Source organism: Streptomyces canus 299MFChir4.1 (assembly GCF_000383615.1).
GTDB classification, from domain to species: domain Bacteria; phylum Actinomycetota; class Actinomycetes; order Streptomycetales; family Streptomycetaceae; genus Streptomyces; species Streptomyces canus_C.
Window position 1 is genome coordinate 240,216 of the sequence record NZ_KB911585.1, and the last position, 11,935, is coordinate 252,150.

11 protein-coding genes are annotated in these 11,935 nt (G+C 71.2%); all 11 read right to left on the reverse strand.

Annotated features, from left to right (window positions below; genetic code table 11):
- Positions 1-130: 130 nt before the first annotated feature.
- A complete protein-coding gene (aspA, locus tag H293_RS0112030) occupies positions 131-1,546 on the reverse strand; it encodes an aspartate ammonia-lyase (RefSeq protein ID WP_020118129.1) in 1,416 nt (471 codons plus the stop codon).
- 137 nt (positions 1,547-1,683) lie between these two features.
- Complete coding sequence (locus H293_RS0112035; protein WP_028807770.1) at positions 1,684-2,700, reverse strand: asparaginase; 1,017 nt, start codon at positions 2,698-2,700, stop codon at positions 1,684-1,686.
- A 79-nt stretch (positions 2,701-2,779) separates the two neighbouring features.
- Positions 2,780-4,228: an amino acid permease gene (locus tag H293_RS0112040; RefSeq protein WP_020118131.1), complete on the reverse strand. Its 1,449-nt coding sequence runs from the start codon at positions 4,226-4,228 to the stop codon at positions 2,780-2,782.
- Complete coding sequence (locus H293_RS0112045; protein WP_078612559.1) at positions 4,225-4,956, reverse strand: FadR/GntR family transcriptional regulator; 732 nt, start codon at positions 4,954-4,956, stop codon at positions 4,225-4,227. The genes H293_RS0112040 and H293_RS0112045 overlap by 4 nt, the downstream gene beginning before the upstream one ends.
- Before the next feature lie 1,026 nt (positions 4,957-5,982).
- Positions 5,983-6,819: an undecaprenyl-diphosphate phosphatase gene (locus H293_RS0112050; RefSeq protein WP_020118133.1), complete on the reverse strand. Its 837-nt coding sequence runs from the start codon at positions 6,817-6,819 to the stop codon at positions 5,983-5,985.
- Positions 6,820-6,912: 93 nt separating this feature from the next.
- Positions 6,913-7,287 carry a fluoride efflux transporter CrcB gene (gene crcB, locus H293_RS0112055; protein WP_020118134.1) on the reverse strand — a complete coding sequence of 125 codons (375 nt, stop codon included), beginning with the start codon at positions 7,285-7,287 and terminating at the stop codon, positions 6,913-6,915.
- Positions 7,284-7,664 (reverse strand): DUF190 domain-containing protein, encoded by a 381-nt coding sequence (locus H293_RS0112060; protein ID WP_020118135.1) that lies wholly within the window; start codon positions 7,662-7,664, stop codon positions 7,284-7,286. Before H293_RS0112060 ends, crcB (H293_RS0112055) begins: the two co-directional genes overlap by 4 nt.
- Positions 7,665-7,689: 25 nt before the next feature.
- A complete protein-coding gene (gene crcB / locus H293_RS0112065; RefSeq protein ID WP_020118136.1) occupies positions 7,690-8,145 on the reverse strand; it encodes a fluoride efflux transporter CrcB in 456 nt (151 codons plus the stop codon).
- Positions 8,146-8,312: 167 nt separating this feature from the next.
- Positions 8,313-9,275, reverse strand: coding sequence for an SMP-30/gluconolactonase/LRE family protein (locus H293_RS0112070; RefSeq protein WP_020118137.1), 963 nt, complete (start codon positions 9,273-9,275; stop codon positions 8,313-8,315).
- Positions 9,276-9,303: 28 nt separating this feature from the next.
- Positions 9,304-9,591 (reverse strand): ArsR/SmtB family transcription factor, encoded by a 288-nt coding sequence (locus H293_RS0112075; RefSeq protein WP_020118138.1) that lies wholly within the window; start codon positions 9,589-9,591, stop codon positions 9,304-9,306.
- Positions 9,592-9,841: 250 nt separating this feature from the next.
- Positions 9,842-11,863: a beta-galactosidase gene (locus H293_RS0112080; RefSeq protein WP_020118139.1), complete on the reverse strand. Its 2,022-nt coding sequence runs from the start codon at positions 11,861-11,863 to the stop codon at positions 9,842-9,844.
- Positions 11,864-11,935: the final 72 nt, after the last annotated feature.

The window sequence follows — 11,935 nt, forward strand, 5'->3', positions numbered from 1 at the left end:
CCCGTCCTCCCGCCACCACTCGGATGTGACGGGTGCGCCACCCTCGCGCGGTTCACCCCTGGGTGTGACGGCGCCGCGTGTCGGCGCGGCGCCGTCACGCCGGTGTCATGCGGCGCCAGGAGGCCGCTTGTCAGACCGCCCGTGCCGTGCCGCTGCCCGCGAGTACTTCCGGACGCAGGAGATCCGCCAGGCGCTCGGCGGGCAACAGGCCCTTCTCCAGGACCAGTTCGGCCACCCCGCGACCGGTGGCGAGGGCTTCCCTGGCGATGTCGGTGGCGGCCGTGTAGCCGATGTGCGGGTTGAGGGCGGTGACCAGGCCGATGGAGTTCTCGACCGTCCGGCGCAGTGCCTCGGTGTTGGCGGTGATGCCGGCCACGCAGCGCTCGGCCAGTGTGTGGCAGGCGGCACTCAGGTGGGTGATGCTCTCCGACAGGGAGTGCAGGATGATCGGCTCGAAGGCGTTGAGCTGGAGCTGTCCGGCCTCGGCGGCCATGGTGATGGTGACGTCGTTGCCGATCACCTCGAAGGCGACCTGGTTGACGACCTCGGGGATCACGGGGTTGACCTTGCCGGGCATAATGGACGAACCGGCCTGGACGGGCGGCAGGTTGATCTCCGCGAGCCCGGCGCGCGGGCCGGAGGAGAGCAGCCGCAGGTCGTTGCAGCTCTTGCTGAGCTTGACCGCGATCCGCTTGAGGACACCGGACATCTGCACGAACGCGCCGCAGTCCTGGGTCGCCTCGACCAGGTTGGCCGCGGTCACCAGCGGGAGCCCGGTGATCTCGGCGAGGTGGCGCCGGGCCGACTCGGCGTATCCCGCGGGAGCATTGAGTCCTGTCCCGATGGCCGTGGCCCCCAGGTTGATCTCATGGATCAACTCGACGGCCTCGTCAAGACGTGACCGGTCCTCGCCCATCATGACGGCGTACGCGGAGAACTCCTGCCCCAGCGTCATGGGCACCGCGTCCTGCAACTGTGTACGGCCCATCTTGAGCACATCGCGGAACTCGACGGCCTTGCGGGCGAACGCGTCCTGCAGTACGGCCATGGCCTTGAGCAGTCCGCGGACGGCGAAGACCGTCGCGATCTTGACCGCGGTCGGGTAGACGTCATTGGTCGACTGCCCCAGGTTGACGTCCTCGTTGGGGTGCAGGAACGAGTACTGCCCCTTCTCGTGCCCCAGCAGCTCCAGCGCCCGGTTGGCGATGACCTCGTTGGCGTTCATGTTGGTGGAGGTGCCGGCGCCGCCCTGGATCACGTCGACCACGAACTGGTCGTGCAGCTTGCCCTCCCGGATCTCCCGGCAGGCCTCGACGATCGCGGCGGCCTTCCTGGGCTCCAGCAGCCCGAGCTCCTCGTTGGCGAGCGCTGCGGCCTCCTTGACGGCCGCGAGGGCGTCGATCAGGTGGGGGTAGGCGGAGATCCGGGTCCCGGTGATGGGGAAGTTCTCGGTGGCCCTCAGGGTGTGCACACCCCAGTAGGCGTCGACGGGAACATCCCGGTCACCCAGCAGATCGTGCTCACGGCGGCTGACGGCGGCGGTCATCAAGGTGTCCTTTCTCTGAATGGGCTCAGGCAAGTGCTTTTGGGGGCGCGGGGCTGTGTTGATATGCGGCTCCGCCGCGTGGGCGCGACGAGCCACGACGGACCCGCACGCGCGAACGGACATGGACGACCGAGCTCTCAGGCGCAGGCGGACACGGAAACGGGCTCCAGCGAACGAACGGGCCGCACACGCCCGACCTCAAGGCCGCCTCCGAGAAGCGCCTCCCCCTGGAACTCCGTGAGCAGATCCGGCGACACCCCGGCCCACGCGAGCGCCGCCGCGGCGACCGGCACGCGCGCCCGGTTCGCCCCGTCGGAGATCTTCACGGCGACCGACCGCCCGTCGGGCAGCGCGGCGACCTGAACGCCCTCGAATCCGTCCTTGGCGAGGAGGCCGGGCACGGCCTTCATCAGCGCGGCCACGTCCCGCCCCGCCCCCGACGCCATCTCGGCGTGCTCCCGCATCGCGTCGGCGACCCGGGCCTCGGGAGTACCGGGAACCGCCGAGGTGATCCGTGCGGCGGCCCGGGCGAGACCGTGCAGCGAGACGGAGAACAGGGGCGCACCGCAGCCGTCGACGGTCACCCGCGCGATCCGCTGGCCCGTCAGGTCCTCGACGATCTCGGCGATCGCCTGCTGGAGCGGGTGCGCGGGGTCGAGGTAGCCGTCGAGGGGCCAGTCGTTGAGCACGCAGGTGTACAGCATCGCCGCGTGCTTGCCGGAGCAGTTCTGCGCGAGCCGGGACGGCCCGCGGCCCTCCCTGATCCACGCGTCCCGGACGGCCGGGTCGTACGGCATGTCCGGGACGTTGCGCAGGGCGTCCTCGGAGACACCCGCCAGCTCCAGGATCCGCCGGGCCGCGGCGAGATGGCGTTCCTCACCGGAGTGGCTGGCCGCGGCGAGCGAGAGGAGCTCGCCGTCGAGCGGCAGCCCGGCCCGGACCATGGCGACGGCCTGGACCGGCTTGAGCGCCGACCGCGGATAGAACGCCGCCTCGATGTCACCGAGTTGGAAGCGGACGGTTCCGTCGCCGTCGAGGACGACGACGGAACCGTAGTGGGTGCCCTCGATCAGCCCACCGCGGATGAGGTGGGCGACCGGGGCGTGGAGGGGCTCACGGACCAGGGGTGCGGCCGCGACGGAACTGCTGTACATCACTTCCTGCTTCTCCGGGAACGCCACGCGGATCACGCGTGCGCGCCAGTGGGTTGGGGCTGGGTACGCGCGCGAGCGATCACGCGCCGGTGGACTCGGTCTCGGTGGAGGTGCGGGAGACCCTGCCCCGGACGGCGAACCACCCGGCGACCAGGGCCGCGACGATCAGCGGGAGGCACAGCACGGTGGTGCGCCCCGCGCCGCCGTCGGCGTACATGAGGACCAGGACGGAGGCGAGGAAGGCCAGCGTCACGAGTTCGGTCCAGGGGGATCCCGGCAGTCGGTAGCCGGGGCGGGTCAGGTCGCCCTTCTCGGTCTTCTGCCAGAAGAGCAGGTGGCAGACCATGATCATGCCCCAGGTGGCGAGGATGCCGATGGCGGCGAAGTTCAGCACGATCTCGAACGCGTCGGCGGGGACCACGTAGTTGAGGCCGACGCCGAGGACGCAGACACCGCTGGTGAGCAGGATGCCGCCGTAGGGGACCTGGCTGCGGCTCATCACGCCGGTGAACTTCGGGGCGGAGCCGGACATCGCCATCGAGCGCAGGATGCGGCCGGTGCTGTACAGGCCGGAGTTGAGCGAGGACATGGCCGCGGTGAGGACGACGAGGTTCATCACGCCGCCGGCCGCCGGGATGCCGATGTTGGACAGGACGGTCACGAAGGGGCTCTCGCCGCCCGTGTACTTGTTCCAGGGCAGCAGCATCGACAGCAGGAGGACCGAGCCGACGTAGAAGAGGCCGACCCGCCACATGATCGAGTTGATCGCCTTGGGCATGATCTTCTCGGGGTTCTCGGTCTCGCCCGCGGCGACGCCGACCAGTTCGACGGAGGCGTAGGCGAAGACCACGCCCTGGATGATCAGCAGCATGGGCAGCAGGCCGTTGGGGAAGACGCCGCCGTTGTCGGTGATCAGGGCCGGGCCGGGGTGGTGGCCGTCGATCGGGTGCTGGGTGGCCAGCAGGAAGATGCCGATCAGCAGGAACGCCACCAGCGCGCCCACCTTGATGATGGCGAACCAGAACTCCAGCTCGCCGAACATCCTCACCGAGATGAGGTTGACGGTGAGGACGACCGCGAGTGCGATGAGCGCGATCACCCACTGCGGGATGTCGGAGAACATGCCCCAGTAGTGGGTGTAGAGGGCGACGGCGGTGATGTCGGCGATGCCGGTGGTGGCCCAGTTCAGGAAGTACATCCAGCCGGCGACGTAGGCGCCCTTCTCGCCGAGGAACTCCCGGGCGTACGACACGAAGGCGCCGGAGGACGGCCGGTACAGGACGAGTTCGCCGAGGGCGCGGACGACGAGGAAGGCGAAGACTCCGCAGACCGCGTAGGCGATGAACAGGGAGGGGCCGGCGTCGGCGAGGCGGCCGCCGGCGCCGAGGAAGAGGCCGGTGCCGATCGCGCCGCCGATGGCGATCATGTTGACGTGCCGTGACTTGAGGGACTTGCTGTAGCCCTCGTCTCCGGCGTCGACATGGCCGGAACGTTTCTGCACATCGTCGTGCAGGGACTGCTCGCTCACGCCTCTGATCCGCCTTCCGTGGAACTGTCCGTGCGCGGGGAGCGCACGATGTCGGTGAGGGTGGTCTCGACGCGGTCGAGATGGTGGGACATGGCCTCCACCGCGTCGTGCTCGGAACCGTCGATCAGCGCCTCGACGATCGCGCGGTGCTCGCGATTGGACTGCTCCCGGCGGCCGCCCAGCTCGTTGAGGAAGGCCGACTGACGCGCCAGTGCGTCCCGGATCTCCTCGATGACCCGGCGGAAGACCGGGTTCTGGGCGGCCTCGGCCACCGCGAGGTGGAAGAGGGTGTCCATCGCGACCCACGCCGTGGTGTCGGTCTCCCGTTCCATCCGGTCCAGGAGGTGGGCCAGATGGTCGAGGTTCTCCGGGGTGCGGCGCACGGCCGCGTACCCGGCGACCGGGATCTCGACGTGGCGACGCACCTCCAGGAGGTCGCTGGCCGCGTAGTCGCCGAAGGTGGGGTCCTCCACCGCGTTGGCCACGACGAAGGTGCCCTTGCCGGTCTTGGAGACGGTCAGGCCCATGGTCTGCAGGGCCCTGAGGGCCTCGCGCAGCACGGGCCGGCTGACCTCCAGGGTGCGGCAGAGCTCGGCCTCGGAGGGGAGCTTGTCGCCGATGGCGTACTCCCCGCGCTCGATGGCGTCGCGCAGATGCGCCAGCACCGCCTCCATGGCGCTGACACGCCTCGGCGGCTGACTGGCTGTCCGGCTGTCTGACAGGTTCACGGGAGTGATACTCCGGGCGGCGGGAGGGTGCTGTCAAGGGGGCGGGGCAGGGGGTGCGGGACGCCGGGCGCCTCGCGTCTCCGGGGCGGTGGGCCGTCGCGCGTCCGTGTGGTGCATGGCTGGGCTACAGCCCCTGTGGCGCGGACCGCGCCGTGCACGCCGTGGCGGTGAGCCGTGCCGCACCCGCACCCCTGTGGCGGTGGCGGTGGCGGTGGCGGTGGCGGTGGCGGTGGCCGCGTCATAACCCCACTGGCGTGGGCCACCTTGCGCCCGCCGGCGGTCAGGCGTCTTGCCACCCTGCGGCACGGGCCGCCTTGAATTCCTGTGACGACGGGCCGTCTCGCACTTCTGCGGCGTGAGCCACCCCGCACCTCCATGGCGATGCGCCGTCTTACACTCACGTGGCCGTGGGCCGTCTCTCACCCCCGTGACGGTGGGCCGCCCTGCAGCTCCATGGCGGAGGACTGGGCCGCAACCCCTGTGGCGCGGGCCGCCTTGCGCGCCTAGACGGTGGACATCTGGCACCCGCACCCGGTGGCAGTTGGCTGGGCCGCAATCCCGCCGACGCGGGCCGCCCCGCACCCCTTGGCAGTCAGCCGCGTCGCAACCATGCAGCAAGGGCCGCCTTGAACGCCCGTGGCTGCGGGCCGTCCCGGAACCTGCGGCGTAGGCCGCCTCGCACCCTCATAGCCCTCGACTGCCTCGCACCCCTGCGGCGTAGGGGCCATGCACCTCGCAACCCTGGGGCGTGAGCCGCACCGCACCCCTGTGACGTGAACTGCCCCGTACGCCCGCGCGCCGACCGCCTCATACCCCCTGCGGCGTGGGCCGCCCGCACTCCCCTGCCAGTCAGCCGCCCCACACCCCTGCGACATGAGCGGCGCCCCACCCTCATGGCGGTCGACCACCTCGCAACCTCGTGACGTGCCCCCGGCACTCGCCCGCGCCGGGCGCCTCGCATCGCACCCCCGGGGCCCGGGCCACCCGCACCCCGTGCCAGTCACCCGAATCGCAGCCCCGTACCCGTCAGCTGTCCAGCGTCCCCGTGGCCAGGAGGCCGAAGAGCAGGAGGCCCACGATGATTCGGTAGATCACGAAGGCGTTGAAGGAGTGCTTGGCCACGAACTTCAGCAGCCAGGCGATGGAGCCGTAGGCGACGACGAAGGAGACGGCCGTGCCGACGGCGAGCGGGGCTGCGCCCACGCCCGCGCCCAGGGCGTCCTTGAGCTCGTAGATTCCGGCCCCGGTGAGGGCGGGGATGCCGAGGAAGAAGGAGAGGCGGGTGGCTGCCACGCGGTCGAGGTCCAGGATCAGGGCCGTGGACATGGTCGCGCCGGAGCGGGAGAAACCGGGGAAGAGCAGCGCGAGGATCTGCGAGCTGCCGACCAGCATCGCGTCCTTGAACGTGGTGTCGTCCTCCCCGCGCTTGTGCCGGCCCATCTGGTCCGCCGCCCACATCACACCGCTGCCGGCGATCAGGGAGCCCGCGACCACCCACAGGGAGGCGAGCGGCCCCTCGATGAGCGGCTTGGCGGCGAGGCCGACGACCACGATCGGGACGGTCGCCGCGATCACCCACCACGCGAACTTGTAGTCGTGGTGGTAGCGCTCCTCCTTGTGGACCAGACCCCTCCCCCACGCGGAGACGATCCGCACGATGTCCTTGAAGAAGTACACGAGCACGGCCGCGATCGCGCCGACCTGGATGACGGCCGAGAACCCGACGACGGCGTCGTCGTCGACGGGGATGTTCATCAACCCCTCGACGATCTTCAGATGGCCGGTGGAGGAGACGGGGAGGAACTCGGTCACTCCCTCGACGGCTCCGAGGACGACGGCCTGACCGACGCTGATGACGCTCATGGGATCCAGTTCTTCTCAGGGGGAGGCAGGTGCGGAGGGCACAGTCTTACTACACGCGGACAAGGGCCTGCCGCGCGGCTCCCGCCGATACGCCTACGCCCACACGGCCCGCGCCAGCGCCACCCCGGCGAAGGCGGCCCCGAGACCGGCCACCACGCTCGCGGCCACGTTGGCCACGCCGTACAGGCGTGCCCCGGTCTCGGTGAGGCGGAGGGTCTCGTAGGAGAAGGTCGAGTATGTCGTGAGGGCCCCGCACAGGCCGGTGCCCAGGAGGAGCTGGAGGTGGGACCCGGCGGCCCCCGCGGCCACGGCGCCGGTGAGCAGGCCGAGGATCAGACAGCCCGTCACGTTGACGGCGAAGGTGCCCCAGGGGAACACGGAGTCATGCCGGGACTGCACCGCTCGGTCGGTCAGATAGCGGAGCGGGGCGCCGACCACGGCCCCCAGAACGACCAGCAGCCAGTTCACAACGACTTCTTACCCTTCGTGCCCGCTACGCCCTGGTTCGCGTCGCGGCCGACGTACCGGATGACCTCGCAGTCGTCGAGGGTCACCAGGCCCTCGGTGACGAGTTCGTCGAGCTGCGGCAGAAACTCCCGTACGCGTGGCTCGGTGTCGACGATGACGACGGCCACCGGCAGATCCTCACTGAGGGACAGCAGCCGGGAGGTGTGGATCAGGGAGGAGGCACCGAAGCCCTCGATGCCGCGGAAGACGCTGGCCCCGGCGAGACCGGCGGCGTGGGCGCGGTGCACGATCTCCGCGTAGAGGGGCTTGTGGTGCCAGGTGTCGTTCTCGCCGATGTAGACGGTCACGCGCAGGGCGCTGCCGGTCAGCCTCGTCATGGCTGCCTCCGCTTGAGGACGCGCGTCATGGCTGCCTCCACTTCAGGACGCGGCGGGCCGCCGTGGACGCGAGCCACACCGCCGTGAGGGCCGCGATCAGGGTCGCGGCGAGATAGGCCAGGCCCGTGGCGGGCCGGCCGTGGTCGACGAGTTTCTGGATGTCGACGGCGTACGTCGAGAAGGTGGTGAAGCCGCCGAGGACCCCGGTGCCGAAGAAGGGGCGGACCAGGCGGTGGGCGGCCCACACGTCGGTGATGACGACCATGAACACGCCGATGACGGCACAGCCGACGACGTTGGTCCAGAAGGTCGCCCAGGGGAATCCGCCGGGCGGGGTGGGCCAGTGGAGGGAGAGCGCGTACCGGGCCGTCGCGCCCAGGGCGCCGCCGAGGGCGACCACCGAGACCACGGGCGCCTGGCCCTGCCAGAGGGACTGACGTGCGGGTCCGGCGGGGGCGCGCAGGCTCTCCGGGGCTGTCATGGTCGTGTCTCTCCTACTCGCCGGGGCCCGGGCACACGGGCGCGCTCCATCGCAAGTAGGGACCGTTGGCGGCGCCTTCGCCGCGGTTCGGGTACGGCGGGCCCCACCGCCGTGCCGCGAGGATGATCGCGACCGAGGACCAGCGTAACGCCGGGGTGTCGCCGGGGTCACTTCGCGGCGGGCGGCTCGCACAGCGCGATACCGCGCTCCCAGAGGCTGCCGAGGACCAGGTGGCCGGAGGCCTCGCAGACGCTGGTGACCATGCGGAAGCGGGACCGGTCGCGGGCGAGGTGGTGGACGACCTCGCCCGTGTCGTCCACGGCGAGGACGCCGATGCCTCCCGTGGGGCGGTAGGGGGCGTGCACGGCGACGCGGGCGGCGGCCCGGCGTACGGGCGGTGCGGCGCGGTGCAGCAGGTCGAGCGGGGGCACGCGGGGTCCGGCGAGGGAGACCCAGATCGGGCCGTCGGGTCCGCCGCGCCAGATGTTGTCGGGCATGCCGGGGAGGTTCTCGGCGAAGTGCTCGGCGCGTCCGGCCAGTGGTCCGTCGAGCCAGTAGCGGGTGAGCCGGCGAGCCCCGGTCTCGGCGACGACCAGGAAGGACTCGTCGCCGCTCGCGGCCACGCCGTTGGCGAACTGGAGCCCCTCCAGGAGGACTTCGGGGGTGTCGTCGCCGGGTGCCAGGCGCAGCAGGCGGCCGGTGCCGGTGTGTTCGACGATGTCGCCGATCCAGTGGTCCAGAGGGTAACGGCGGCTGGAGACGGTGAAGTACACGCTGCCGTCGGACAGCGCGACCACGTTGCTGGTGAACCGCAGCCGCTCCCCCTCGACCTCGTCGGCGACCACGCGCACGGTGCCGTCGGCGAGGTCGACGCCCAGCAGTCCGCGTTCCGCGTCGCACACCAACAGGGCGCCGTCCGGAAGGAGTTCGAGGCCGAGTGGCCTGCCGCCGGTCTCGGCGAGCACCTCGACACGGGCGGCACGGGGTTGCGTCAGTCCGTCGATGCGCAGGATGCGGCCGTCCGCCACGCCGGTGAGAACCCGCCCGCGGGCGTCGGCGACGACGTCCTCGGGACCGTGGCCGCCGATCGCGACGTAATGGCGGGGAATCAGTGCGGTGGGACGGTCCATCGGGTGTCTGCCCTTCCGGTGCGGGTCGCTACCAGCCCTTTTCGAACATGCGCGCCACCTCGGCGATGCGCATCTCGTCGCGACGGTAGTACGTGCGCCACCGGACCCTCCTGGTGCGCAGCAGGCCGATGTCCACGAGGAGGCCCAGGTGGGTCTCCGCGACCGAGCGGGGCACGCCGAGCTTGACCGCGACCGCGCGGGCGCTGACTCCGTCCCGGCCGGGGTCGCCGTAGCGCTGCGCCGGGAAGTGCGCGGCCGGGTCCTTCAGCCACTCCAGGATGTCCAGGCGCGTCTGGTTGGCCGGAGTCCTCAGCATCTCGTCCCCTCCGCCCCTCCTTCTGCGTGTGTCCACTGTCCCGCAGGGGAAGCCGCCGTGTCCCGGAGTCTTTGAGCTTGTCCGAGATGGAACTCCTCGGCGGCGAAGGGCCGTTCGGCGCGTGCGGCGGCCAGGAGGGGGGCGCGCCCTCCCCGAGGGTTCGGGGCCGGGCGGGAGGTCGTGAAGGCGGTGTGGGAGTGGGGCCCCCTCCGCCCGCGGCTCGTGGTCTCGCGGGCGGAGGGGAGTCGGTTCAGCCGTCGAGTCGTACGACCCGGACGGCGCCGGCCGGGACGGCGAGTCGTCCCGCGGCACGTTCGCCGGTCAGCAGTTCGGTGCCCGCCGCGTCCAGGGGCACCTTGGCCTCCGACGCGGTGTGGTTGACCACGAAGACGTAGGAACCGGAGTCTCCGTTGCGTCGGACCACCTCGACGTCGTGGGGCAGGTCGGCGCGCGCGGGAAGCTGGGCGTCCTCGGCGGCCCAGCCGAGCAGCGCGTCGAGGCCCTGGGCGGCCAGGCGCGTGGAGACGTACCAGGCGGTGCCCTCGCCGTGGCGGTTCCGCGTGACGGCGGGGTGGCCGGCGGCCAGGCCGTCGGCGTACGTCCACACGGTCTCGGCAGCGCGCGGCACCACGAACTCGGTCCACACGTCACCGGTGAGCTCGGAGCCGTCGGGGCCGGTGATACGGACCGACTGGCCCGGCAGCAGTGGCGAGAACTCCTCCACGGTCAGGCCGAGGACGTCCCTGAGGGCGCCCGGGTACGCGCCCGCGTGGACGGCGTCGTGTTCGTCGACGATGCCCGAGAAGTACGACACGACGAGGGTGCCGCCCTGCTCGACGTACTCCTTGAGGTTGGTCCCCGCGGCCGCGGTCATCAGGTACAGCGCGGGCACGACGACAAGGGGATAAGCCGACAAGTCGGCTTCCGGACGGGCGAAGTCGACCGTGAGGTGGCGGTCGTAGAGGGCCTCGTAGAAGGCGTCGGCGCGCTCGCGCGCGTCATGGTCCTCGCTGGGACGCCAGTCGAGGTTCTGTGCCCACCACGAGTGCCAGTCCCACAGGACGGCCACGTCCGCCTGGGTGCGGGTGCCGCGGATCGTGCTCAACGAGTCCAGAGAGGCGCCCAGTTCGACGACCTCGCGCCACACGCGTGTGTCGGTGCCGCCGTGCGGGACCATCGCCGAGTGGAACTTCTCGGCGCCGCGCCGGGACTGGCGCCACTGGAAGAACATGGCGCCCTCGGAGCCGCGGGCCACGTGCGCCAGGGAGTTGCGGGCCATCTGGCCCGGGGCCTTGGCGGGGTTGCGGGGCTGCCAGTTGACGCCCGAGGTGGAGTGCTCCAGCAGGATCCAGGGGGCGCCGCCCGCGACCGAGCGGGTGAGGTCGGCGGCCATGGCGAGGTTGACGTGGGTGCGGCGGCCGTCGGTGATGAGGTAGTGGTCGTTGGTGACGATGTCGACCTCGCGGCCCCAGGCCCAGTAGTCGACGGAGTCGCACTGGCTGAGCGCGGTCATGAAGTTGGTGGTGACCGGGACGCCCGGGGAGAGCCGGTGCAGGATGTCCCGCTCCATGCGGAAGTTCTCGCGCATGGTGGCGTCGGCGAACCGCTTGTAGTCCAGCGCCTGGCCGGGGTTGCCGACGGTGGCGGCGGTGCGCGGCGGGTCGATCTGTTCGAGGCTCGTGTAGTGCTGGCCCCAGAAGGCGGTGCCCCAGACCTCGTTGACGCCGTCGACACCGCCGTACGTCGACCGGATCCAGCGGCGGAAGTGGGCGGCGCAGGAGTCGCAGTAGCAGGCGGAGACGGGGACGCCGTACTCGTTGTGCACGTGCCACATCGCGAGGGCCGGGTGGTCGGCGTAGCGCTCGGCAAGCCGGGTGGTGATGTTCGCGGCGGCCGCCCGGAAGGCGCTGTCGCTGTGGCAGATGGCGCCGCGCGAGCCGAACGCGAGACGGGTGCCGTCGGCCGTCACGGGCAGCGCGTCGGGGTGGGCGCGGTAGAACCAGGCGGGCGGGACGACCGTGGGCGTGCCGAGGTCGACGCGGACGCCGTTCTCGTGCAGCAGGCCGAGGATCCGGTCCAGCCAGCCGAAGTCGTACACGCCCGGTTCCGGCTCCAGGAGCGCCCAGGAGAAGATCCCGACGCTGACCATGGTGACCCCGGCCTCGCGCATCAGCCGGACGTCCTCGTCCCAGACGCTCTCGGGCCACTGCTCCGGGTTGTAGTCCCCGCCGAAGGCAAGCCTGGTGAGGCCCCTGGGGGTGGTCTCCGGCATGGGTCTCTCCCGTTTCGATTCGTTGGGAACGTGCACACACGACTCCAGAAGCGTGCGGCCCAAGATAACCGC

Excerpts from the sequence above, each read along its gene's own strand:
- aspA (WP_020118129.1), bottom strand. The coding sequence starts at position 1,546 with ATGACCGCCGCCGTCAGCCGCCGTGAGCACGATCTGCTGGGTGACCGG.
- H293_RS0112035 (WP_028807770.1), bottom strand. The coding sequence starts at position 2,700 with ATGTACAGCAGTTCCGTCGCGGCCGCACCCCTGGTCCGTGAGCCCCTC.
- H293_RS0112050 (WP_020118133.1), bottom strand. The coding sequence starts at position 6,819 with ATGAGCGTCATCAGCGTCGGTCAGGCCGTCGTCCTCGGAGCCGTCGAG.
- H293_RS0112060 (WP_020118135.1), bottom strand. The coding sequence starts at position 7,664 with ATGACGAGGCTGACCGGCAGCGCCCTGCGCGTGACCGTCTACATCGGC.
- crcB (WP_020118136.1), bottom strand. The coding sequence starts at position 8,145 with ATGACAGCCCCGGAGAGCCTGCGCGCCCCCGCCGGACCCGCACGTCAG.
- H293_RS0112070 (WP_020118137.1), bottom strand. The coding sequence starts at position 9,275 with ATGGACCGTCCCACCGCACTGATTCCCCGCCATTACGTCGCGATCGGC.
- H293_RS0112075 (WP_020118138.1), bottom strand. The coding sequence starts at position 9,591 with ATGCTGAGGACTCCGGCCAACCAGACGCGCCTGGACATCCTGGAGTGG.
- H293_RS0112080 (WP_020118139.1), bottom strand. The coding sequence starts at position 11,863 with ATGCCGGAGACCACCCCCAGGGGCCTCACCAGGCTTGCCTTCGGCGGG.